The organism is Gammaproteobacteria bacterium, from assembly GCA_016716465.1.
GTDB lineage: Bacteria > Pseudomonadota > Gammaproteobacteria > SZUA-140 > SZUA-140 > JADJWH01.
In genome coordinates this window covers 456,177-480,540 of the sequence record JADJWH010000004.1, presented here as the reverse complement: position 1 = coordinate 480,540, position 24,364 = coordinate 456,177, and the positions used below count along the sequence as shown (strand labels likewise).

The window sequence follows — 24,364 nt, the reverse complement described above, 5'->3', positions numbered from 1 at the left end:
ACTCCGATGGCCGTCGGCAAGGAAATCCGCGTCAAGATCAACAGCATCAAGAACACGCGGAAGATCACCCGCGCGATGGAGATGGTCGCGGCGAGCAAGATGCGCAAGGCGCAGGCGCGCATGAACGCGGCGCGCCCCTACGCGCAGAAGATCCGCAACGTGATCGCCCACCTCGCCCACGCCCATCCCGAGTACAAGCATCCGTACATGCAGGAGCGCGACGGCAAGCGTGTCGGCCTGATCGTGATCTCGACCGATCGTGGCCTGTGCGGCGGTCTCAATACCAATATGTTCCGCAGCGTGGTGGCGGAGATGAAGCGCTGGCACGATGCCGGTAACGAGATCGAGCTGTGCACCATCGGCGCCAAGGCGGCGGGTTTCTTCTCGCGCATGGGCGGCAAGGTGGTGGCGCAGGCCACACACCTGGGCGATGCGCCGCAGGTCGCCGACCTGATCGGCACGGTCAAGGTCATGCTGGATGCCTATGACCAGGGCCGCATCAGCCGCCTCTATCTGGTGTTCAACCAGTTCGTCAACACGATGAGCCAGCGCGCCAGCCTCGAACAGTTGCTGCCGATCGTGCCGAGCGAGGACAAGGCGCTGCAACATCACTGGGACTACCTGTACGAGCCCGAGGCGAAGGACGTGCTGACCCAGCTGCTGACCCGCTACGTCGAGTCGCTGGTCTATCAGGGCGTGGTGGAAAACCTTGCTTCCGAGCAGGCTGCGCGCATGGTGGCGATGAAGTCCGCCTCGGATAACGCGGGCACGCTCATCAACGAACTGCAGCTGATATACAACAAGGCGCGCCAGGCGGCGATCACGCAGGAAATCGCCGAGATCGTCGGCGGCGCCGCCGCGGTTTAAATATGTGAAGAGTGAGGTGTGAGGTGTGTTTTGAGGTTTCTCCCCTCACACCTCATCCCTCACTCCTCACCGTAACTTTAAGGGGAATCAGGCAATGAGTGCAGGCAAGATTGTTCAGATCATCGGAGCGGTCATCGACGTGCAGTTCCCGCGTGATGGTATGCCCAAGGTGTACGACGCGCTGTTCGTCGACGAAACCAAGCTGACCCTGGAAGTACAGCAGCAGCTCGGAGACGGTGTCGTGCGCACCATCGCGATGGGCACCTCCGACGGCCTGACGCGCGGCAAGTCAGTGTCCAACACCGGCGCCCCGATCTCGGTGCCGGTTGGCACCGAAACCCTGGGCCGCATCATGGATGTGCTTGGCACGCCGATCGACGAGCGGGGTGCGATCGGTGAGAAAGAGCGCTGGCCGATCCACCGCAAGGCGCCCAGCTACGAGGACCAGTCCGGCTCGACAGAACTGCTCGAGACCGGCATCAAGGTCATCGACCTGCTGTGCCCGTTCGCCAAGGGCGGCAAGGTCGGCCTGTTCGGCGGCGCCGGTGTCGGCAAGACCGTCAACATGATGGAGCTGATCAACAACATCGCCACCGAGCACTCCGGTCTGTCGGTGTTCGCCGGCGTCGGCGAACGTACCCGCGAAGGCAACGACTTCTACCATGAAATGCAGGAGTCGGGCGTGGTCAACGTCGAGGACTTCCAGAAATCCAAGGTGGCGATGGTCTACGGCCAGATGAACGAGCCCCCGGGCAATCGCCTGCGCGTGGCGCTGACCGGCCTGACCATGGCGGAGAAGTTCCGCGACGAGGGCCGTGATGTACTGCTCTTCATCGACAACATCTACCGTTATACGCTCGCCGGCACCGAGGTGTCCGCGCTGCTCGGCCGTATGCCGTCGGCGGTGGGTTACCAGCCGACGCTGGCCGAGGAGATGGGCGCGCTGCAGGAGCGCATCACCTCGACCAAGACCGGCTCGATCACCTCGATCCAGGCTGTGTATGTGCCCGCGGACGACCTCACTGACCCGTCGCCGGCGACCACCTTCGCGCATCTCGACGCCACCGTCGTGTTGTCGCGCCAGATCGCCGAGCTCGGCATCTATCCCGCGGTGGACCCGCTCGATTCCACCAGCCGCCAACTTGATCCGCTGGTCGTTGGCCAGGAGCACTATGACACCGCGCGTAGCGTGCAGAGCACGCTGCAGCGCTACAAGGAACTGAAGGACATCATCGCGATCCTCGGCATGGACGAACTGTCCGAGACCGACCGGCGCATCGTGGCGCGCGCGCGCAAGATCCAGCGCTTCCTGTCGCAGCCGTTCACGGTCGCCGAGGTGTTCACCGGTACGCCCGGCAAGTACGTCTCACTGAAGGACAGCATCAGCGCCTTCAAGGCGATCGTCGCCGGTGAATACGACCACCTGCCCGAGCAGGCCTTTTACATGGTCGGCACCATCGACGAGGCGGTCGAGAAGGCGAAGAAGCTGCAGTAAGGCCGGCACGCAAACGGGAAAGGGAACACTATGGCCATGACCATGCACGTCGACATCGTCAGCGCGGAGGAAGAGATTTTTTCCGGTCCGGCCGAGATGGTGTTCGCCCCCGCGGTGATGGGCGAGCTCGGCATCCTGCCGCGCCATGCCCCGTTGCTGACCCAGCTCAAACCGGGCGAGGTTCGCCTCCGCACCGGTGAGGGCGAGCAGTTCTTCTATGTCTCCGGCGGCATGCTGGAGATCCAGCCCCACGTGGTCACCGTGCTGGCGGATACCGCCTTGCGCGCCAAGGACCTCGATGAGGCTGCGGCGCTCCAGGCCAAGGAACGTGCCGAACAGGCCCTGCGCGACAAGACCTCGGAATTCGAGTACGCCCGCGCCCAGTCGGAGCTTGCCGAGGCGATCGCCCAGCTGCAGGCCATCAAGAAGCTGCGCGATAAGGCCGGGCGTTAACCCCGGGCGCGTACCGGCCGTTATATATCCCGCAGGTATTCACCGGACGGGCGACCCAATGGCCGGGTAGCCTCCGGTGAAATCCGGGAATTCCGCCTATCAACCGCTTACCCGCTTCCGGGCTTGGCGCTAGAATAGGGACATGCTCATCTTCCCCATACAGGAAACCGTGGCGCGACATACGCGCCGCTGTTCATCATGATCCCGTTGAATTCTCCATGGGCCTGAAGATCATCATTCTCGCTGCGGGAAGCGGGTCCCGCATGCGCTCGGACCTTCCAAAAGTCCTGCATCCGCTCGGCGGGATTCCGCTGCTCGAGCATGTGGTCACCACGGCCTTCGCCCTTAACCCCGAGCGGGTCCAGATCGTCTATGGCCACGGCGGCGAGCAGGTGCGCGCGCGCCTGGACGGTGTCCACGCGGAATGGGTGGAACAGGGCATACAGCTCGGAACGGGACACGCGGTGCAGCAGGCCATGCCCGCTGTGGCGGACGGAGATACCGTGCTGGTCCTGTACGGCGATGTCCCCCTGATCGAGGCTACGACGCTGCAGGAACTGATCGCCGCCGCGCGCGGAGGGTTGGCGCTGATCAGCGCGCAACTGCAGGAGCCGACCGGTTACGGTCGCATCGTGCGGGACAGCTATGGCAAGGTCGCGCGCATCGTCGAGGAAAGGGATGCCAGCGACGAAGTGCGCGCCATCCGCGAGATCAACACCGGGTTCCTGGCGGCGGAAGGCGGCGCCCTGCGGCGCTGGCTGGACGCGCTGGATAACGGCAACGCCCAGGGCGAATACTATCTCACCGACGTGATCGCGCGCGCCGTCGGCGAGGGCGTCGAGGTACGAACCATCCATCCGCGTGTGAACGAGGAAATCCTGGGCGTGAACAACCGGGTTCAGCTCGCCACGCTGGAGCGCTGCTTCCAGCGCCGGCAAGCCGATCGCCTGATGCTGCAGGGTGTGACGCTGCATGATCCCGGGCACTTCGATCTGCGTGGTGAGTTGTCCGTCGGACGCGACGTCGAGATTGATGTCGGGGTGGTGCTGTCCGGCCGCGTCATGCTCGGTGACAGGGTCGTCATCGGGCCGCACTGCGTCATCCGTGACGCGAATATCGGCGCCGGCACACGCATCGAGGCCCACAGTGTGATCGACGGGGCCGCTATCGGGCCGGATTGCCATATCGGCCCCTTCGCGCGCCTGCGACCGGAAACCGATCTCGCCGCCGGCGCGCACATCGGCAACTTTGTCGAGATCAAGAAGTCGGCCATCGGCATCGGAACAAAGATCAATCACCTGAGCTATGTCGGTGACAGCATCGTCGGACGTGAGGTCAACATCGGTGCGGGCACCATCACCTGCAATTACGATGGCGCCAACAAACACCGTACCGAGATCGGCGATCGCGCCTTCATTGGTTCCGATACCCAGCTGGTGGCCCCGGTGAAGATCGGCGCCGGTGCCACCATCGGCGCTGGCTCCACAATTACCCGCGATGCCCCCGCCGAGGAACTCACCCTGAGTCGTGTGAAGCAGGAGACGCGCAAGGGGTGGAAGAGACCGGTAAAAAAGAAGTGAAGCGTGAGGGGGGTAAGGTGTCTGGCGTAATACCGGGCCTTGGTATCGGAAGATGCAATGACGATATGTTACTTAATCAATCCAGGTTGGGCTGTTCGAAGTGGAGCTTGACCGATGAAATTCGGATAATCATGAAGCGATTGTTTATATTTATCTTCTCACGCCCCACGTCTGACGCCCTATGTATTCTGAGGGGCGACTGACATGTGCGGCATCGTCGGGGCGGTCTCCCAGCGCAATGTCGTTCCCATCCTGATCGAGGGGCTCAGCCGGCTCGAGTATCGCGGGTACGATTCCGCCGGTGTGGCCGTCATTAACGGTGGCATCAAGCGTGTGCGTGCGGTCGGCCGTGTCGCCGACATGCGCGGGAAAGCAGCGGCGGAGGGACTGCAAGGTCTGATCGGTATCGGGCATACGCGATGGGCAACGCATGGCGGTGTCACCGAGACCAATGCCCATCCGCATGTCTCACACGACACCATAGCCGTGGTGCACAACGGAATCATCGAGAATTATGCCGAACAGCGCCGACGTCTGGAGGCGCTGGGCTACATCTTTGAATCGCAGACCGATACCGAGGTGATCGCCCATCTCGTGCATCATCACTATTCTGTATGCGGTGAGCTGTTCGCCGCGACCCGGTATACCGTTGCCGAGCTGGTGGGCGCCTTCGCCATCGGCGTAGTGGCGCTGGATGCGCCGGGGGTAATGACCTGCGCCCGGATCGGCTGTCCGCTGCTGATCGGGCTCGGTGAGGGTGAGAATTTCATCGCCTCCGACGTCTCCGCCGTATTGTCATCCACCCGCCGCGTGATTTATCTCGAGGAAGGCGATGTTGCGGAAATAACGCGCGACTGCGTCACCATCGTTGATGAAACGGGAAACCGGGTACAGCGCCCGGTGCATGTGAGTGATGTCTCACTCGCCTCGATGGAGCTGGGTCCGTACAGTCATTTCATGCAGAAGGAGATCCACGAGCAGCCGCGTGCGCTGACCGATACCATCGAACCGGTTGTTGCAGGCGAGGGATTTGATCCAGCCCTGTTTGGCGCCGATGCGGAGCGGATATTCCGGGACATCGACAGCGTGCTCATCCTCGCCGCGGGCACGAGTTATTATGCGGGTCTGACCGCGAAGTACTGGATCGAGGCGATCGCGGCGGTGCCGGCCGCGGTGGAGATCGCCAGCGAATTTCGCTACCGCCAATCGGTGCCCGATCCCAGGCGGCTGGTTGTCACCATTTCGCAGTCAGGCGAGACGCTGGATACGATGGAAGCGCTGAAACACGCCAAATCACTCGGCCAGCTCCAGACACTGTCGATCTGCAACGTGCAGGAGAGCGCCATACCACGTGCCTCACGTCTGGTTTTTTACACGCGCGCGGGCGCCGAGATCGGCGTCGCCTCAACCAAGGCGTTTACCACCCAGCTGGCCGCGCTGTTCACGCTGGCGGTCACGCTCGCGCGTGTTCGGAACCGCGTGACGCCGGAGAAGGAGTCCGGCTATATCGACGCGCTGCGACATCTGCCCGGCAGTGTCCAGCACGCGCTCAACCTGGAGCCGCAGGTCGCCGAATGGGCGCGCGTGTTCGCGCCGCGTCATCATGCGCTTTTCCTCGGACGCGGGATTCACTACCCGATTGCGCTGGAAGGGGCGCTCAAGCTGAAAGAGATTTCCTACATCCACGCCGAAGCCTATCCGGCCGGCGAACTGAAGCACGGCCCACTCGCGCTCGTGGACAACGACATGCCGGTCGTCGTGATCGCACCGAACGATGCGCTGCTGGAGAAGGTGAAGTCGAACATGCAGGAGGTGCGCGCACGCGGCGGTCAACTGTTCGTGTTCGCGGACCTCGACAGCCATTTCGCCGAGAGCGAAGGCGTACACGTGATTCGCACCCCACGCCACGTCGGCGTGCTGTCGCCCATCGTGCACGCCATCCCGGTACAGATGCTCGCCTATCACACCGCCCTGCACAAGGGCACCGATGTCGACAAACCGCGCAACCTGGCGAAGTCCGTGACCGTCGAATAGTTCTCTGTGGGATGTTTCCGTTTTTCCACCATCACCTGCATAGTGGTGATATCCCGGTGGCGAGCCATCCTCAGTCCAAGGAAATCTGTGCGACGGATTTAAGCAAGGCCATAGGTATACATGCGGACGGGAAGGGGACTTCCCATATAGCCATGTCGAAAAACAGGCGCTCAATGCCGGAACGATCGCCGCCGCGCGCGCCAGTTCCGGTGGGAGCTGCGCGCAGCTGCGTGCGCCGACAGGTATCATGCTGTGTTGCGTGTTTCATGGCGACGTCAGGACGCAGTAAACCAATTTTTCTCATAGAGACTGACGATACGCGCGAATTTGCGTGTCGAGGGCAGGAAGAGCGGTGCCATCAATATCCGTCAGTACGCCGAAACGGAAGCTATGCCCGCGGTCGGCACGTCGTATATCGCCGCTGCCACCGCGGTCTGTATCATCATGTGCCAGAAGAAAGGGATTACGCCTGGATGGCCTACGGTAATCAGGGTCATTGTATCCTGGGTGTGCCCGACAAGGAGCATCCGGCGCGCGCGAGTAGATTATGAACCAAGTGGAAATGTTACCACCCGTGAACCAATCCAAGGTCCACGGTGCGACACGTGCATATTCCGGTCAACGGAACTATTCCCGCACTTCTCCCGTCATACTTTGAAGCTCCCCCCCACAGTCGATGGCTGCAGTTGCAGTGATTCGCGTGGTGCTTCTGACTATGAAATCCGCCGCTCTCCGAGGCGGATGATTACCGAAAGGTAGTAGTGAGGGGGGCTTCGACTCTCCAATTAACAACTCTAAAGAGCCGCTGATGAAGTCTCCCGTTGTCATCTTATCAGCAGGCATGCCGCGATCCGCCAGCACCTGGATGTACAATGTGGTGCGTAGCCTGCTGGGCGCCTGTCCCGACATGAGCAGCAGATACAGTGCCGGATGGTTTCAGGATCTGGCGATGATGGCGCGCAATCCCTATCTCCTGCTCAAACTGCATTTCTACCAGGCGCAGCTTGCGACTTATGCCAGCCTGATATTTTATTCCTATCGCGATTTGCGCGACGCGATGGCGAGTCAGCAGGCAAGATTCGGCGGACCGGCGGAGATGGCGTGGGCGGATCTGTATGTCCAGAGCCACGAGCAGTGGATGCAGTGCGCCGCCTATGCGATGAAATACGAGAACATGCTGACGGACAAACACGGGATCGTTGAGAATCTTGCACACGTGCTGGCATCCAGATTTCTGGCCCCGCTGGGAATCGTAACATCTTCACCGGACACCGACGCAATCGTGCATGAGGTCGGGAAGATGAGCTACGATTCGCCAGGGCCCAAGAATCCGCTGTATCATGAGGTCAATCTCTTTCATCGCCGTCACATCATCAACGGACGTGCCGGTTCCTGGCGGCAGGTTCTCGATCCCGGGCTGGCCGCGGCCGTCGCGGACAAATACCGCTGGTGGTTCGACAAGTACGGATACGACATCGACGGGGAATGTAGCGACTCGAGATCGGTGTCGCGATTGACCTTGGCATGAGTGTGCCGGCCGGCGGCTCGGCGTACTGTTAATAGTATTACCCGGCGGCTACCGCCGGCGATTAGATCCCCCGCATGCACGAAGCGCGCGATCCACGTTCCGTAGCGTCATCCAATCTTCATTAGTTTGTCATCAAGCCCTGATAACTTGACGCAGCGATCCCGCAGTGGGATCGACGGCACGGATGGATCAGGGGAATTTTTCCGATCATGCACTGATCTCCAGGCGTTTCAACATGCGGATGCCCGCGCCGTTCCATCTGAAAAGTATAGAGCCCGAGTTGATATCACGATCCTCTGATCCGCATGTCACGTCGTGGCCCTGAAAACATGAGGAGATCGACATGAGCAGCAGGTTACATCCCGATAGTCGGATCAATCCCGACATCAAGACCAGGAATTTATCCGAGAACGAATCTATCCACGATCTCATAGAGCAATACCGACTGAATCGCCGCGGTTTTCTCAAGACTTCTCTCGGAACTGCCCCGCCGGCGCGGGTGCGGCGGCCGTATTGGGAACTAATGTCGTGGACGGTATTATCAATTACGCCGAGGCCGCCCCTGTGCCCATGGGCAGCATCGGCTTTGCCTCCGTGCCGGCCAATATCGTCCCGATGACCGACGCTGTGACTGTGCCCACCGGATACAACGCCGGCGTGCTGGTGTCATGGGGGGATTCCCTGAGCTCCGCGCCGCACTGGGATCCCTCCGGCGCGATGAGTGAATCCAAGCAGAAGCATTGCTATGGGGCGCACACGGACGGCATGCATTATTTTCCGTTCCCCGGCCCCCTGGGCAACATCCGCGGTCTTCTGGTGACCAACAGCGAATATTGTGATCCCGCCCTGGTTAACAGCATTGCCCCCGCTTCCGCTTATGCGAGCGCCGCGCTCACACTCGACATGGTGCGTGCACAGCAGGCGGCGCATGGCGTCAACGTCGTCGCGGTCGGAAAGGATCTGATCGGAAAAGGCCGCGGCGAATGGAAAGTCGTGCGCCATTCTCCCTTCAATCGACGCATCACTGGAAGCACGCCCTGTAAAATCAGCGGGCCGGCCTCCGGTCACGTGCTGATGAAGACGACTGCGAATCCCAGCGGCAGGCGTGTACTGGGCACTCTGAACAATTGCGCGAACGGCTATACGCCCTGGGGGACATATCTCACCTGCGAGGAAAACTGGAACGGTTACTTTGGAACAGCGCAGCCGTTCACACCCACAGCGCTTGAGAATCGCTATGGCATAGCAGCCGCAGGTTTCGGCTATCGCTGGCATGAAGTGGATACGCGTTTCGACATGCGCAATGAACCCAATGAACCGCACCGCTTCGGCTGGGTCGTTGAGATCGACCCTTTCGATCCCGACAGCACCCCGATCAAGCGTACCGCACTCGGCCGTTTCAAGCATGAGAGCGCCGAGCTGGTGGTGGACGATAAGAACCGCGTGGCGGTATACATGGGCGACGACGAGCGCAATGAGTATATCTACAAGTTCGTTTGCGCAAAGAAATACAATCCCCGCAACCAGAAGGCAAACCGCGATCTGCTCGATGAAGGCATTCTGTATGTGGCGAAGTTCAACGCCGACGGCAGCGGCGAGTGGCTGCCGCTGGTGTGGGGCCTGGGCGGCCTGACGCCGGAAAACGGTTTCGCCGACCAGGGCGAGGTGCTGATCAAGTGCCGCCAGGCCGCAGATCGCCTCGGCGCCACCATGATGGATCGCCCCGAATGGGGTACCGCGCATCCGGTGACGCGCGAGATGTACATGACCTTGACCAACAACAGCCGTCGGGGCAATACTCCTGTCTCCAGCAACAGCTCGGACGGAACCACGACAGCCGCCACCGCCAATCCGCCGGTCGATGCGGCCAATCCGCGTCCTGATAACGACTTCGGCCACATCATCCGCTGGCGCGATGCCAGCGGCCGGGCTGATGCGACCGGCTTCCGGTGGGATCTGTTCGTCCAATGCGGCGACAAGTCCACCTCCAAAACGCTGGGTGCGAGCTACACGCCCATTGAATATGCCGGGCAGAACGTCGGCTACCAGGGCAATATCAACGGTGACGATTATGGTGCGCCGGACGGTCTCTGGTTCGATCGCGACGGCCGGCTGTGGATCCAGACCGACCAGCCCGGAAACGCAACCGGTGACTGGGTCAACATCGGCGGCAACGTCATGTTGTGCGCCAATCCCGCCACCGGGGAGACGCGTCGCTTCCTGACCAGCCCGAAGAACTGTGAGGTCACCGGGGTCACCGGCACACCCGACGGCAAGACCATGTTTGTCGGTATCCAGCATCCGGGCGAGGACTGGGTGAACACCTTCGTCGACAACTCTACCTGGCCTGACAGTGGCGCCAATGGCCCGACCACGGCGAGTGGCCAGCTTCCGTTCAAGCCGCGCTCCTCAGTGATGGTCATCACCAAGGATGACAACGGTGTGATCGGTACCTGAGCGAGTCCCAGGTCTGCAAACCGGCCCCGAGGTGTGGGGCCGGTTTTTTTATTCCCGCCAGTGGTGCCAGGCCCACTCTCTATCTATCTATATGGAAGAGCGTCTATTCCCAGTTGTCTCACCGGTCTGTGGCAATGCATTGAGATGCAACAGTATGAAGTGGCGTTTCTTCCTATCCGCCATAGCCGTGGGATTATGGGTAAATCTGCGATCCCATCAGGGCAATATGATTGTTAATATGATGTAATCAATGTAATTATTTAATAATTTTGGCACTAATAGTTTTGTTGAAATATAATGGTTCACCATGAGTGAACCCCATGAGAATCCGCATTCTGGTCGGGGCGAGAGCAAGGCATCAGCGTCCGAAAGCCGGGAAGAACGGGCGCGGCAGGTGCTGCAGACCCTGCGTATCGTGTTTCGCTCCGTACAGGCGCACTCGCGCTGGGTGGAAAAGCAGTGTGGTGTCAGCGCGACCCAGTTGTGGGCCTTATGGGAACTGTTCGCCGAACCGGGCCAGAATCTGGCCCAGCTTGGCACGGCCCTTTCGATCCACCCGTCAACGGCCTCCAACCTGATCGACAAACTGCGCAAGAAAGGCCTGGTCAGGAAGCAGCGCAGCGGTCCCGACCAGCGCGTGGTGCGCCTCTATGTCACCCCCGCCGGTTCCGAACTGCTGGCCCAGGCCCCGCGCCCTGCCCAAGGTGCCCTGATCGACGCCCTGGGCCGGCTCTCCGATCAATCGCTGTACCAGATCAGCGCCGGACTCGCCGATCTGCTCGCGGTGATGAGGATCAAGGACATCTCCGCGGCGCTGCAACCATTGTCGGAATCCGATCCGAAGGTTTGATAACCCCGGCGTCCGCTCCGGGGGCCCGATCTTAATGCTGGATGATCATGACCAGAGTGACTGATCTTCGCACGCGCACCGCGCGCGGGCCGTCCATGAGCGCCGGACCGGGCAAGGTCGTGATCCAGCGTGTGAGTGATATCCGAGGCGAGCGCGCTTTCATACGGCGATTCGTCCATGAACGCAACCAGGACCGGGTGCAGCACCCCCCTTTCGCCAGTTACGCAGAAGTCACCTGGCTCGATGACCTCAAGCCCGCGCTGGGGGCTGGACACTTTTTCTTCGAGCCCGATACGAACGCTGGCTGAATGTACAGGAATCCATTTCGTGCTGAGGTGCCGACGCGAGTGAAGCGCCGCAACATCTGGAAATCTGAAACCAAGGGCGGGCGAGCCACGGCAACTGTCCACGCGAAGGCCCGCGGACAGGGAGGGACGTGACGGTAAAGCACGAGGACTCACTCGATCGCGGGACTCGTCCGCTGGTGTTCGGCGAGGCATTGTTCGATACCTTTCCGGACGGCCAGGAGGCCCTTGGCGGCGCCCCGTTCAATGTCGCCTGGCATTTGCGAGGTTTCGAGCTCGACCCACTGCTGATCAGCCGCGTCGGATGCGATCCACGCGGCGCGCGAGTCGAGGCGGCGATGCGGGATTGGGGCATGGATCTCGCGGGCTTGCAACATGATCCGGATCATCCTACCGGTCTCGTGACCGTCGGGCTGGAGCATGGGCAGCCCAGCTTCGATATCCTGGCCGATTGTGCCTACGACCATATTGTGGCGGCAGAAGCCCTGCGCGCCGGCGTCGGCGCGGATATCGCCCTCATCTACCACGGCACACTCGCGTTGCGTATGGAGGAATCGAGTGCGGCGCTGCAGGCGTTGCGCCGCGTTCTGTCGTGTCCCGCCTGGTTGGACATCAATCTCCGGGCGGATGGCTGGAAGCGAGCCCGGGTCGAAGGTCTGCTGCGCGATGCGGCGTGGATCAAACTCAACGACACCGAACTGCGCACGATGACCGGCCGCACCGCCGAGGACGAGGACGGCCTGGAACAGATCGCACGGAATCTGGGTGAGCAATACGGAATCGGGAATCTGATCCTGACGCTCGGCGAGCGCGGTGCCATGGTTATTACCGGCGAAAGATTATATCGCGGGCTGCCCACCCCGGTCGGTGAGATGGTGGATACCGTGGGTGCAGGCGATGCCTTCAGTGCCGTCGCCATACTGGGGCATATGCACGGATGGTCCCCGGATCTCACGCTGGGTCGCGCCCTGGCGTTCTCCTCCTATATCTGTGGCATACGTGGCGCGATACCGCAAGACCGTGCGACTTACCGTGGATTCCTCGAACGCTGGAGCGCCGAAACATGACGGAAGATGACCGCAAGCTCTATATCGTCTTGATCAGCGTGCATGGCCTGATCCGTGGCCACAACCTGGAACTCGGGCGCGATGCGGATACTGGTGGCCAAATCAAGTATGTGCTGGAGCTGATGCGATCGCTGGCACGCCATCCAGCCGTCGGCCGCGTCGACCTGCTTACGCGCCAGATCCGTGATCCGAAGGTGGACTCCGATTACGCCGCCCCGCTGGAGCAGATCGCGCCCAATGCCTTCATCGTACGTCTCGCCTGTGGACCGCGGCGCTATCTGCGCAAGGAAGTATTGTGGCCGCATCTGGACACCTTTGCCGACCAGGCGCTCAAGCACATCCGGCGTGTGCGCCGTGTTCCCGACGTGATACACGCTCATTACGCCGACGCCGGTTACGTCGGGGCACAGCTTTCAGGATTGCTCGAGGCGCCGCTGGTCTTTACCGGCCACTCGCTCGGACACGTCAAGCGTGAGCGCCTCCTCGAAAAGGGATTGCGGCCCGAAACGATCGAAGGCCAGTACCACCTCAGCCAGCGCATCGAGGCCGAGGACATCGCGCTCGACAACGCCGCATTCGTGGTGGCGAGCACACAACAGGAGGTCGAGGTCCAGTACAGTCCCTACGACAATTACCGGCCCGAACGCATGGTGGTGATACCGCCGGGGATCGACCTCGAGCGCTTTCACCCGCCTGCGCCGGGCGCCTATCACCCGCCGATTCAGCACCAGGTCGAACGGTTCCTGAGTGATCCGTCCAAGCCGATGATCCTGGCGCTGGCGCGCCCCGACCCGCGCAAGAACCTCGCCGGCCTGGTACGCGCCTACGCAGAGACTCCGGGATTGCGCGAGATCGCGAATCTGGTGTTGATCGCCGGGACGCGCGACGACGTTCTTGCCATGGAGAAAGGTCCGCGCCGCGTCCTCAGCGAAATCATGTTCCTGATAGACCGTTACGATCTCTACGGACACGTTGCATATCCCAAGCAGCATGGGCCCGAGGATGTACCCGAGCTCTATCGCTGGACGGCGAAGAGTCACGGCGTCTTCGTCAATCCGGCACTGACGGAGCCATTCGGGCTCACACTGCTCGAGGCGGCGGCGAGCGGCCTGCCGATCGTCGCAACCCGGGACGGAGGCCCGCGCGATATCGTCAAATACTGTCGCAACGGTCTCCTGATCGATCCGTTCGACACCGCGCGGCTTGGTGAGGCGCTGTTCGAGGCCCTGAGCAACCGACGCCGTTGGCGGCGCTGGTCACAGGCCGGGGTGGCGGGCGCGAAGCGCCATTTTTCCTGGGAGGGACACGTGACGACATACCTCAAACAGATCGAACAGGTGCTGAACTCGCAACGCGCGAAGCGCCGTTTCATCCCTTCACTGAAAAGCAAGCTGCCGGTTTGCGATCGTATCCTGGTGTGCGATATCGACAATACTTTGATCGGCGACCGCACGGCGCTGGGGAAGTTACTGAGCCGGATTGATACGGCGCCGGGACGCATCGGTTTTGGCATTGCTACCGGGCGCAGGCTGGACAGCGCGGTAAAGGTGCTGCGTGAGTGGGGTGTTCCGGGTCCCGATTTCTTCATCACCGCCGCCGGCAGCGAGATCCATTACGGCCCGAGGCAGGTTGAGGATGACAGCTGGTTCCGCCACATCGATTATTTGTGGGAGCCGGAGCGGGTACGCGAGGTGTTGAAGGATATTCCCGGACTCAGGGTGCAGCCGAGAGAGGAACAGAGACAGTACAAGATCAGCTATTACCTCGATCCCGAGCTGGCACCGAGCATGCGCGAGCTGACCCGCCATCTGCGCAGGCATGACGTCCATGTCAACATCATCTATTCGCATCAGGCCTTTCTCGATCTGCTCCCGGTGCGCGCGTCCAAGGGCGCGGCAGTGCGCTATTTTGCCGACAAATGGGGCATACCGTTTAATCATATCCTGGCGGCGGGAGATTCCGGAAACGACGAGGAGATGCTGTCAGGCACGACGCTCGGTGTCGTAGTCGGAAACCACAGCGCGGAACTCAATCGCCTGCGCGGTCATGATCGCGTATATTTCGCCAATGGGCATCATGCATGGGGCATCATCGAAGGGATCGAATATTATGATTTTCTCGGCCGCCTGCGCGAATCGCATCCACACACGCTGGCGGAGAGCATGGCGGATGAATAAGACGTAAAACGGCCAGGGACCAGATCATGGAAGCCATGCTCGACAGTTTCGTGAAGGGGCAGCGCGAGGCGGCGCTGCTGTTGCTGCGCCGCCTCTTCGCGCACGGAAGGCCCTTTCTGCTGCGCTCCGAAGTGCTCGATGAATGCAGCGCCCTGTGCGATGAACATCCCGCGCTAGGCTTCGAGCAGTCGCCCCTTCACGAGGCGATGCGCTCGGTACAGGAGGTTGCCGTTGACGGGGCATGGGTCTATCTCGCTCTGAGGCCCCAGATCGCCGGCTGGCAGTATTATCGCATCCACGCCGAGTCTCTCCACACCACCGAAGTCGCCGTGGGTGATTTCCTCGCCTTCAAGGAGCGGCTGGTGAATGGCGTCGGGCTGGAAGAGCCGTGGTGGGCGCTCGAGTTCGACATTGAGCCATTCAACCGTGAATTTCCCCGCCTGCGCGAATCGCGTTCGATCGGGCGCGGCGTCGAGTTTCTCAACCGTCGCCTGTCAAGCGAGTTGTTCCAGAAGGGCGGTGAGGGCAATCAGAGTCTTCTCGGTTTCCTCGCCGTGCACCAGATCCAGGGCCGGCAGCTCATGCTCAACGATCGTATCCGCACCGTGACCGATCTGCGCCGGGTGTTGCGCCAGGCCGAGGCATATCTGGCGCGCCAGCCGCAGGATGCGGAATGGTCGGAGGTGGCGCACGCGCTGCAGGAACTCGGTTTTGAGCCAGGGTGGGGACGCACCGTGCAGCGCATGCGTTACATGCTGTCCCTGCTGACCGATATCCTGGAGGCGCCCGACCCCGGAAATCTCGAGCGATTTCTCGGCAGCATCCCAATGATATTCAATCTGGTGATCCTGACGCCGCACGGATATTTCGCGCAGGCAAACGTGCTCGGTCTGCCAGATACCGGCGGTCAGGTGGTCTACATCCTGGATCAGGTGCGTGCGCTGGAAACGGAGATGCGCAGGCGTCTGGCCGAACAGGGGCTCGATATCGAACCGCGGATCCTGGTAGTGACGCGCCTGATTCCGGATGCACGTGGGACGACTTGTGATCAGCGCATTGAGCCGGTCATAGGCACCGAGCATGCGCGGATCCTGCGCGTCCCGTTCCGTAATCCCGAGGGCGATGTCGTGCCGCACTGGATCTCGCGCTTCGAAGTGTGGCCGTATCTTGAGCGGTTTTCCGTCGACGTCGAAAAGGAGGTGCTGGGCGAGCTTTCCGGGCGCCCCGATCTCATCATCGGGAATTATTCGGACGGCAATCTGGTCGCAACCCTGCTCGCGCACCGACTTCGAGTCACGCAGTGCAACATTGCGCACGCACTCGAAAAGCCGAAGTACCTGATGTCCGATCTCTATTGGCGTGCGAACGACGCCCAATACCATTTCGCATGCCAGTTCACCGCCGACCTGATCGCGATGAATGCCGCCGATTTCATCATCACCAGCACTTATCAGGAGATCGCCGGCAACGACGATAGCGTGGGTCAGTACGAGAGCTACGGCGCCTACACACTGCCGGGCTTATACCGTGTGGTAAACGGCGTCGACATGTTCGACCCGAAGTTCAATATCGTTTCACCCGGAGCGAACGCCGAGGTGTACTTCCCCTACGACGACACGGCGCGGCGCCTGCACGGTCTGCGTGAAGAGATCGATGCCTTGATATATGGAGTCGAGCCGCGCCCGGATGCGCGCGGCGTTCTGCGCGATCACGACAAGCCGCTGCTTTTCTCGATGGCCCGCCTCGATCGTATCAAGAACATCACTGGCCTGGTTAAATGGTATGGCGCGAACGAGGCATTGCGCGCGTCGTCCAACCTGCTCATCATCGCCGGCCACGTCGACGCCGGGCGTTCCGCCGATCGTGAGGAGCAGGAGCAGATCGCGCACATGCACGAGCTGTTCGATCGCTACGGACTGGACGGCGAGGCGCGCTGGCTCGGGGTCCAGCTTGAGAAGAACCTCGCTGGGGAGCTTTACCGCCGCGTGGCCGATACCCGCGGCGTCTTCGTGCAGCCGGCGCTGTTCGAAGCCTTCGGCCTCACCGTCATCGAGGCGATGAGCACGGGCTTGCCCACCTTCGCCACCCGTTACGGCGGTCCACTCGAGATCATCCAGGATGGCATCTCGGGCTTCCACATCGACCCCAACCACGGCGAGCGTTCCGCGGAGATCATCGTGGAATTTCTCGCCCGCGCGAAGGCCGAGCCTGGATACTGGGGGCATATCTCGCAGCATGCGCTCGAGCGCGTTCGCCGCCACTACACCTGGTCCCTGTATGCCGAGCGCATGATGACCCTCTCCCGGATCTACGGCTTCTGGAAATACGTCACCAACCTCGAGCGCGACGAGACGCGACGCTACCTCGAGATGTTCTACGGACTGGAGTTCCGGCGCCTCGCCAGGCAGGTGCAGCCGCCCGGTTGATGCGGCCGCACCTGCGCAAATCCTGCCGGTGTGGTCTGGAAAGTAAGTCCTTGAATTTCCTATGACGGCATGGGCCCCGCATCTGTCTCAGGTTGATTTGCCGCCCCGCCTGTCATATCCTGTGCCCCACGTTAATCCTTGGATTCACGTACATTGTCAGCCTGCCGTTCCGGCAGATCCCCCATGCGCCCTTAGCTCAGTTGGATAGAGCGTTGGATTCCGATTCCAAAGGTCAGAGGTTCGAATCCTCTAGGGCGCGCCATAAACGAGATGGATTTAAATAACATCTCTGGGGAAATTTCCGTTTGATCTTGTTCAGGAATTCCCAGGCGTGGTGGCTCGCTGGGGCGGGCGCCCGGCTAGTGCATGCTCCGCCGCAAGTTCGTAGATGTCAATCAGATCTTCTTTACTCACGTCGACGACACCGTCCATCTTGCTGAGTGCCCATTCGATATCGAGCTCGGACAACTGCGGCAGGCCGCTCTTGTCGGTGTTGTCAAACTCTTCATGATGGGGATGATGGCTCTTGCCCGTTGGATAGCGTCTACCGAGCAGCAGATTGTTGATCAGATAGGCCAGGGCCAGCAGCAGCAGGACATTCCCCAGCACGGCGTAAGCGAGGAATGGCCAGATTGCGTCGTGGAATTGAGCGCCGCTCATGCCGACCGCGAGCGCCGTCGCTGTACCCGGTGGATGCAGGCTGCGCAGGAGTTCCATGGCCAGCACAGCACCTCCGACGCTGCACGCACCCGCGATGATCGTGTTGTCAATCGAATGCGCGCAGGCAAGGCCGACGACGGCGGAGGCCAACTGACCGATGAACACCTGACCGGGTTGTGCCATCGGGCTGTGCGGCACCACGAATAGCAGGAATGCGGAGGCGCCCATGGAGGCTAGCAATGGTAGATGCTGCTTCTCATATGGAAGAAGGTGGAGTACGAAGCCCAGTGTCATGATGACCAGACAGGCGGCGAGGGCGTTCAGGCCCTTTTCCTTCAGAGAAAGCGGGTCGATGTGCGATTTGAGCAGGGAAAACATCGGATAATGTACGTTTTCGGCGCGCCCCAGGCACCGTGCGCCCTGAATGGTGCATATAAAATACATTTATTGAGTGGTGTCGTCAACGCGGCGTCTATCGTGTAATTGAAGGAAATATAATGAAACCCCATCGCGCGGTGTAAGCGCGTGATGGGGTTGGGGATGTCTAAATGGTACCGCTGACGATGGGCTGGAAGGCCGTCAGTCGATCGATCGAGGTGGAACTGCCCAGTCCATGATTGGGGAACAGTGTAGTGAAGGTCCCCTGTTCGCCGTGCAGCGCCATATAGTTAAGTATGACGGTGTTGACCAGAAGGTTGACGTTGTTGGCCGCGGGGCTGGACGCGCTTTCCACCGAGGCGTCGGGACGGAAATAGCCGAGCTGTTGGTGACGCGCCTGCTCGTCGCTTGTACCACCCATCAAGGTCGCGCGGCCGTTCGGGTTGTAGACCAGGAAGAATGAGGCCGCCGTCGAGGAATTGTCTCCGGTCCAGACACCCTTGCCGCGGCCATCGGTCGAGTTGTCGATCGTGCCATTGCTCGCGAGCGAGCCGTCGCTGAATACATAAAGCATCAAGGGCACGCCAACGCGGGCGGCGTATTCCAGACAGGCGCCCATGCAGCGACCAGCCCTCAGGTCGCGCAGTTCCCCGGTGGAGCGGTCACCCGTATGATAATCGAAGCCGCCCATCGTGATGGTGCCGGCGCCAGCATAACCGTTGATGACCATTTTCATCACCGCGGCGGTCTTGCGGAATTCGCCGTCGCTGTTGAACTCGGCCTGGCTGAAGATGCCGGTTGGGCCGACGATATCGGGATCAAGTTCCGGATTGAGTGAGGAAGGATTGCCGAAACGGTCAGCCAGGTCGGCGGTTTTCACATAGCCACAGGTAACGAGATCCTTGATCGTAATGTCAGTGGCCAGCTGGGTGTTAACCTTGGCCAGTTTCATCTCGCTGATGCGTTCGATCGATTCCATCACCGCAACCGCGTCGGACTGGCTCAGGATACTGGTCAGGTCTCCGGTATCGACCAGACCGGTGACGTCGGAGGTGCGATCAACCTTGGTGGGGCGGACGGAGGCATCGATCAACATCGCCGGTGCCATGGAGTTGCCGCCGGAGTCGGAGTTCTGTGAGCCGATCAGCGTCACCAGGCTGCCGTCCGAGCCGGCCTTGTATATGCCATACATCGGATTATGCGGATTATTACCGGTATCGTTATCGGACAGCGCCGGGATTACCGCGCCATTGATGTTCGCGGCGCGCGTGGCAGCTTTCTCGAGGATACCGCGCAGGAACGCGCTGTCGGAATGAAAGGCCAGTCCCAGGTCGCTGTTGATGAAATCGTTGGTATTGGTCCCGGGATTAACGAGCGGAGGCGTCATGTCCCCCGGGATGCCGAGCTTGCTGTAGCCCTGGGTGGTGAGGAAGTCGAGCTGCCCCCCCTGCTTGCCGACCAGCACGTTGGAGCCGGCGATATTGGCGCCACCCGCAAGATCGAAGCAGATGAACGGGATCTTGCCCGCACCCTGGGTCGCGATGCCGCAGGAGGCCTTCAGTGTTTCGAGGTCGGATGACAGCGCGGCATAGGCGGCCCGCGGGTCGGCGAACAGGCTGAAGATCGAGCCGCCGAGGGCCACACCGAGTCCGGCACGGAATCCCTGCGCGATAAAGTCACGCCGCGTCATCGGACGCCTGTGATCGGGGTGGCGCAGCGGTTCATCCAGCCCTAAGTGTTTGCGTTGTCTGGCCATGGTTACATCCTCGATAGATAACGCGACACGTTCCAAAGCAGGTCGATCCTTCCCGCCGCGTGCCCGTTCGTGGTCAAAATCCGAATAATCATGGAGTGTGCCCCACCGACCTTATTGCACCAGCATGACCGCGCTGCCCAGCACGGCCGCGCAGCTCGCCTTGACGATATCGGCAGTGCGCCCGGAGGTATTGCAGGTCGGGCTGCCGCCGGTGGCGCAGGCGGTGAGGCGGTCCATCAAGTCGTTCAGCTCACCCTTGATGTCGGCAGTATCAGGCTGGCTCGCGAGACCGGTTCCCATAATCTCGTCCAGCAGCGGGTCCAGGACCTGATTGCGCTTGGTGGAATTGTCGAACGCTGTAGCTGCAGTCGCGCCGAAGTTGAAGCCTGGGAAGTAAACCGTACGGTTCACCGTCCCCTGATTGTCGACCAGGGCGCCGCAATACTGGATCGCAAGCTGCGATACCGCCATCTGATGCGCCGACAGGAAACCCTCGATATTTTCTACCGTCGGCAGCTGTTGCTTGACCGTTGCGAAGGTGCCGGCGACGTCGCTTTGCGTCGGGCTGACACGGGTCACGGCCGCCATGGTGTGGCTGATCTCTTCGAAGGTGCGCAGTCCGATGTCGGAGACCGGATCGGAATCCGCCGGATCGGGCAGCTGCAGCGGCGCCGGTTCGGTGACGACATTGGTGTGGCTGCCAAGCACCTCGAAGCTCAGGAAGAATTCATCCTCCTCGGGACCCCGTTCGAGCGCGATCACTGTGCCGAGGTCGGACAGGACCTGACCGGACGGCGTGTACTGGTTGCTGGAAATCACCTCGGTCATGTTGCGATAGGCCTGGCCGACGGTAGCCTCCTTGCCGTTGATACCGATGCGCATGCCGGCGATGGTGATGCCGTCCGGCTGGGCATTTTCATCCAGGCTGATGAACACCGGGTGGTTGAACAGGTAGCTGTAGCTGTCGAACTGGCTGACCTCGAACATGATATAGCTGTCGGGAACGTTGACCAGATCACTCACGCTGAACAGCAGGAAGAACTTCTCGCCGACGCCGACCTGGAAATTCTGCCGGACCTGCTCCGGTGTGAGCGCGCGGTTGTGTATCGCCACGAGGCGCAGCTTGCCTGCGAAGGGACGGTCGCCGCTTGCCTCGTTGCCGAGCACGAAGGCGAAGCTGTCATCCCAGTCGGACAGGTTGCCACCGGCAACTCCATCGACATCGTCCGTGAACTCGCCATTGACGTAGATCCGGCGGCCATTGGCGGGGTCGAAGGTCACGACCACGTGCTGCTGGGTCGCCTGCAGGTCCTCGTCGGCGTCCGCCGTGGACAACGCGGGTTCGCCGTTGCCATCCGTGGTGCTGCTGCGGTGCAGGAAATCATAGTTGTACTGGGTCTGGCCAAGCGTGAAGTTGCGCGCCTGGGTCCCGGCCGAATAGCTGATGATACGGGCCGGACCTTCCTGGGTGACATTGCCGGGGACAACCCAGGCCTCGATCGAGTACTCGCCGGTCTGCTGAATCATGTCGTGCAGCTTCTTGCTGGCGGCGGTCGACCCTTGGGCCTTACCCGTCGTGAATTCGACGCCCCAGCCGCCGACCCAGCCGTAATCCCCGCTCAGGGTCAGGTTGAGCGCAGGTTCGACGCCGCTGGTGTCATAGGCGATGTTGCCTTCGCCGGTCTTGAATTCGTACAGCGCGATCGCGTTCGATTCGTGCCGGCTGCCGCCGCTGGCGATGACCCCATCGGTGATCTTGAGGGCCTTGCTCAGGATCAGCGAGGGATCCACGCCGTCCGGATCGATCGGATCCGCCAGATCATGGATGGCGGCTTCCATCGTGGCGGCGTCGTTCTCGCATACGCTCCAGCAGTTATGGAATTCCTCGCGCAGGCGCACGACCAGACGGGAGTCGGCGGGCGAGTCGAGGTTGATCTTGGTCTTGGCCGCTTCGTACGCCGCCGCGGCATCGTTGACCGCGAAGTAGGGCGCCTGTGCGGTGGGTGAGGAATCGACATGGCAGCCGGCGCAGTGCGCGATCAGTAGCGGATGCACGGTGGAGGCGAACGCGCCGGGATCGTCCGGGAAGCTCTTGCTCTCGCCGGGCTCCTTGATCGGCGGCGGAGTCAAGGTGATCTGGCGCGTACTGGACACGGAATCACCCGCCCAGGCCTCGATATATGCCGTGATCACCTCGCCGCAGGCGCTGTCACTCGCAAGCCAGCAGTTGTGCCCACCCGCCACCTTGGTCACGAGTCGGGAACTGGCGGGATTCACCAGATTCACTACTGTGTTTGCTTCTGCATAAGCCAGATTGACGTCGTCCTGCCGCGCAAACATCGGGGTCTGTCCATCCGTACCATGGCAGCCGCCGCAGCGGTTGCTGGCGCTCAGGTTGTCCCATACGTTCAGCTTGAATGACTGCACGTCGGTCGTTGCCGGCGCCGGACCGCTGTACGCGCCGGTGACGGTATTGCTCGTCACCGGGTTGGTCTCCGTGGAGGCGCCCCCTCCGCATGCCGTGAGGATCAAGGCAATCACGAGCATGACGAAGGCGTTGAGCCACCTGAAGTGCTGGCGCACAAGGCGCGCGATACCACCGGCCTGGCGCGGAAGCCCGCACAGCGCGAATTTCTTCCCGGATGTCGAGCGCAGATATTGGTAGGCGATATAGCTGTTCACGATCAGTCACCCATGCAGTAGACGGCGGCCTCGGCGAAGATCCGTTTCATGTTGTAGTTGTTCGCCTTGAACGAGGTCGTCATGGAATCGATCTGGCTGCGGTCGGCGGAGTCCACCGGCGAACGCAGGCAGATGGTTTTGAACACCTTTTTTGCCTGGCAGCGCGCGAAGGCCTCGCTGCCGGCCAGTTCCGCGCCCAGCGATTTGGCTCCGCTGCCGCTGCCGGGAAGACTGCTGCTCCAGCCGAGCGCGGCATTGGGACCATTACGCCAATAGTTGTCCCAGTGGTCGTCGGTGGTGACATAACCGTATTTGAAATTGTCGCTGTTGATCAGGTATTTGCCCTGTACCCGCGTGCCGGTGTCTGGGTCGGCGACGCCGGTACCGTTGTACTCGATGCTGCCCGTGGTCTCGTTATAGTCGTAATAGGCGAAGGCCTGGGCCATCGGATCCATCCCCGAATGGCAGCCGACGCAGGCATTCAGGAAGATACGGCTGTCTCCGCCCGGACTGCGCGAGACATCCTGGCGGATGCGGTCCGGCGGGCGGGTGGTGTCCTTGATGGGTTCCAGATCGGTGCACAGGTGGTTCATCAGCGTGAAACGAAACATGGCCCGGTTGGTCCCGCCGCTGAAGAAGGCCTGTGCGCCAGCACGCGTGGTCATGATACCTGCGGTGGCGGCGCCAGGCAGGCTGGTCTGGGCCGATTGCGTGGTCGCGACCAGGCGGGTTTTCAGGTCGGCACCCTGATTTTCCAGCGCTTCGTAATGATTGTTGTTGGTCATCGAGTAGGCGGGCAGGCCGCCTCCGCTGCCGATATATAGCAGATCCGCGGACAGCACCGAGTTGAACGGGACATCGTCGCGAATCATTCCGATAACCGTGGCGGTGTAATCGTTGAGCGAGGCGAAGACAGTCTGCTCTTCGTTAGTCCACGGGGTGGCGAAATTCTTCAGCGTCACGTTGTAGAAAGCGCCGTTTTCCATTGCCAGCTCAGCCGCACTGATCGCATCGCCGCCCGCGATGTCGGTCTCCATCGCGTCCAGTACCGCCGCGCTGGGCGGAACACCCGCGATGCGGTCATGCATCCGTTTGGCCTGTTCGCGGGGTCCGGCGCTGGCATTGTTGACGGCGACCGCGAAGAGGCTGCACACGAGCAGGGCCCCGAGCGTCTTTCTGGTCATTACCCGATTGAAACAATTCATAAAATTATTCCCGCCAGATTTCATTTCGAGTTGGTTATCGGCGCGGAAAATCTCCGCCGCACCGTGTCGATTCCATGTTGTGGAGCAGGTCACGCTCCCTCTGGCAATGAATGGTCCCGACCAGAGGGGTTCCTCCAGCGCCATTTCAGGGCTCGATTCCCCCGTCGGTTTGTTGGATGGAACCGCCCGCTCCGTTTGACACGTCCAACAGACGGGATAACGTTCCCGCCGAATTTTGCTCCCACGCCGCCAATCTACTGGAAATACCTGTGAGAGATTGCGAGCGCCATCTCAAATAGCGCAGGGCGGGGGATGGATAATGGCGCCATGCCGGTGCGGCGCCCGGGCATCATGATGCGTGTCACAGATATACCTTTTAGTAATACAGGGCGCTCGACCGCATGGATAGAAGCGCCGATATAGCAGTGCGGTTGCGGAAAAATG

At 61.2% G+C, this 24,364-nt stretch carries 15 protein-coding genes, 1 tRNA gene and 1 pseudogene; 13 read left to right on the top strand and 4 right to left on the bottom strand.

The window, feature by feature from the left end; genetic code table 11:
• Positions 1-6: 6 nt before the first annotated feature.
• From atpG to IPM20_09860, 13 genes and pseudogenes are all read left to right on the top strand, one after another.
• Entirely contained in the window at positions 7-867 is an 861-nt protein-coding gene (atpG, locus tag IPM20_09920; protein ID MBK9131931.1) for a F0F1 ATP synthase subunit gamma, read from the top strand.
• Positions 868-961: 94 nt separating this feature from the next.
• Positions 962-2,362, top strand: a complete 1,401-nt coding sequence (atpD, locus tag IPM20_09915; GenBank protein ID MBK9131930.1) for a F0F1 ATP synthase subunit beta — start codon at positions 962-964, stop codon at positions 2,360-2,362.
• A gap of 30 nt (positions 2,363-2,392) precedes the next feature.
• Positions 2,393-2,815, top strand: a complete 423-nt coding sequence (locus tag IPM20_09910; GenBank protein ID MBK9131929.1) for a F0F1 ATP synthase subunit epsilon — start codon at positions 2,393-2,395, stop codon at positions 2,813-2,815.
• 218 nt (positions 2,816-3,033) lie between these two features.
• On the top strand, positions 3,034-4,395 hold the full coding sequence (gene glmU / locus IPM20_09905) for a bifunctional UDP-N-acetylglucosamine diphosphorylase/glucosamine-1-phosphate N-acetyltransferase GlmU (protein ID MBK9131928.1): 1,362 nt from the start codon (positions 3,034-3,036) through the stop codon (positions 4,393-4,395).
• Between the two features lie 204 nt (positions 4,396-4,599).
• Positions 4,600-6,429: a glutamine--fructose-6-phosphate transaminase (isomerizing) gene (gene glmS, locus IPM20_09900; protein ID MBK9131927.1), complete on the top strand. Its 1,830-nt coding sequence runs from the start codon at positions 4,600-4,602 to the stop codon at positions 6,427-6,429.
• A gap of 841 nt (positions 6,430-7,270) precedes the next feature.
• A complete protein-coding gene (locus IPM20_09895; protein ID MBK9131926.1) occupies positions 7,271-7,957 on the top strand; it encodes a hypothetical protein in 687 nt (228 codons plus the stop codon).
• Between the two features lie 343 nt (positions 7,958-8,300).
• Positions 8,301-10,414 (top strand): annotated as a pseudogene (locus IPM20_09890) (PhoX family phosphatase).
• 307 nt (positions 10,415-10,721) lie between these two features.
• Entirely contained in the window at positions 10,722-11,264 is a 543-nt protein-coding gene (locus tag IPM20_09885; protein MBK9131925.1) for a MarR family transcriptional regulator, read from the top strand.
• Between the two features lie 47 nt (positions 11,265-11,311).
• Positions 11,312-11,572 carry a hypothetical protein gene (locus IPM20_09880; protein ID MBK9131924.1) on the top strand — a complete coding sequence of 87 codons (261 nt, stop codon included), beginning with the start codon at positions 11,312-11,314 and terminating at the stop codon, positions 11,570-11,572.
• Positions 11,573-11,700: 128 nt separating this feature from the next.
• The gene (locus IPM20_09875) at positions 11,701-12,636 is read left to right on the top strand and encodes a carbohydrate kinase (protein ID MBK9131923.1); all 936 of its coding nucleotides are present in this window, start codon (positions 11,701-11,703) and stop codon (positions 12,634-12,636) included.
• Positions 12,633-14,813, top strand: coding sequence for an HAD-IIB family hydrolase (locus IPM20_09870; GenBank protein ID MBK9131922.1), 2,181 nt, complete (start codon positions 12,633-12,635; stop codon positions 14,811-14,813). The genes IPM20_09875 and IPM20_09870 overlap by 4 nt, the downstream gene beginning before the upstream one ends.
• A gap of 26 nt (positions 14,814-14,839) precedes the next feature.
• On the top strand, positions 14,840-17,239 hold the full coding sequence (locus IPM20_09865; GenBank protein ID MBK9131921.1) for a sucrose synthase: 2,400 nt from the start codon (positions 14,840-14,842) through the stop codon (positions 17,237-17,239).
• A 185-nt stretch (positions 17,240-17,424) separates the two neighbouring features.
• Positions 17,425-17,501, top strand: a tRNA-Arg gene (locus IPM20_09860).
• A 53-nt stretch (positions 17,502-17,554) separates the two neighbouring features.
• Here IPM20_09860 and IPM20_09855 read toward each other — a convergent pair.
• The 4 genes from IPM20_09855 to IPM20_09840 all read right to left on the bottom strand — a co-directional run bounded on the left by IPM20_09855 (position 17,555) and on the right by IPM20_09840 (position 23,899).
• The gene (locus tag IPM20_09855; protein ID MBK9131920.1) at positions 17,555-18,277 is read right to left on the bottom strand and encodes an HPP family protein; all 723 of its coding nucleotides are present in this window, start codon (positions 18,275-18,277) and stop codon (positions 17,555-17,557) included.
• 166 nt (positions 18,278-18,443) lie between these two features.
• Positions 18,444-20,033 (bottom strand): general secretion pathway protein GspF, encoded by a 1,590-nt coding sequence (locus tag IPM20_09850; protein ID MBK9131919.1) that lies wholly within the window; start codon positions 20,031-20,033, stop codon positions 18,444-18,446.
• Positions 20,034-20,144: 111 nt separating this feature from the next.
• On the bottom strand, positions 20,145-22,580 hold the full coding sequence (locus IPM20_09845) for a LamG domain-containing protein (protein MBK9131918.1): 2,436 nt from the start codon (positions 22,578-22,580) through the stop codon (positions 20,145-20,147).
• 137 nt (positions 22,581-22,717) lie between these two features.
• The gene (locus tag IPM20_09840) at positions 22,718-23,899 is read right to left on the bottom strand and encodes a hypothetical protein (GenBank protein MBK9131917.1); all 1,182 of its coding nucleotides are present in this window, start codon (positions 23,897-23,899) and stop codon (positions 22,718-22,720) included.
• Between the last annotated feature and the right edge of the window lie 465 nt (positions 23,900-24,364).

Excerpts from the sequence above, each read along its gene's own strand:
- IPM20_09865 (MBK9131921.1), top strand. The coding sequence starts at position 14,840 with ATGGAAGCCATGCTCGACAGTTTCGTGAAGGGGCAGCGCGAGGCGGCG.
- atpG (MBK9131931.1), top strand. The coding sequence starts at position 7 with ATGGCCGTCGGCAAGGAAATCCGCGTCAAGATCAACAGCATCAAGAAC.
- IPM20_09880 (MBK9131924.1), top strand. The coding sequence starts at position 11,312 with ATGACCAGAGTGACTGATCTTCGCACGCGCACCGCGCGCGGGCCGTCC.
- IPM20_09895 (MBK9131926.1), top strand. The coding sequence starts at position 7,271 with ATGCCGCGATCCGCCAGCACCTGGATGTACAATGTGGTGCGTAGCCTG.
- glmS (MBK9131927.1), top strand. The coding sequence starts at position 4,600 with ATGTGCGGCATCGTCGGGGCGGTCTCCCAGCGCAATGTCGTTCCCATC.
- atpD (MBK9131930.1), top strand. The coding sequence starts at position 962 with ATGAGTGCAGGCAAGATTGTTCAGATCATCGGAGCGGTCATCGACGTG.
- IPM20_09850 (MBK9131919.1), bottom strand. The coding sequence starts at position 20,033 with ATGGCCAGACAACGCAAACACTTAGGGCTGGATGAACCGCTGCGCCAC.
- IPM20_09910 (MBK9131929.1), top strand. The coding sequence starts at position 2,393 with ATGGCCATGACCATGCACGTCGACATCGTCAGCGCGGAGGAAGAGATT.
- IPM20_09855 (MBK9131920.1), bottom strand. The coding sequence starts at position 18,277 with ATGTTTTCCCTGCTCAAATCGCACATCGACCCGCTTTCTCTGAAGGAA.
- IPM20_09845 (MBK9131918.1), bottom strand. The coding sequence starts at position 22,580 with ATGCTCGTGATTGCCTTGATCCTCACGGCATGCGGAGGGGGCGCCTCC.
- glmU (MBK9131928.1), top strand. The coding sequence starts at position 3,034 with ATGGGCCTGAAGATCATCATTCTCGCTGCGGGAAGCGGGTCCCGCATG.
- IPM20_09885 (MBK9131925.1), top strand. The coding sequence starts at position 10,722 with ATGAGTGAACCCCATGAGAATCCGCATTCTGGTCGGGGCGAGAGCAAG.
- IPM20_09840 (MBK9131917.1), bottom strand. The coding sequence starts at position 23,899 with ATGACCAGAAAGACGCTCGGGGCCCTGCTCGTGTGCAGCCTCTTCGCG.
- IPM20_09870 (MBK9131922.1), top strand. The coding sequence starts at position 12,633 with ATGACGGAAGATGACCGCAAGCTCTATATCGTCTTGATCAGCGTGCAT.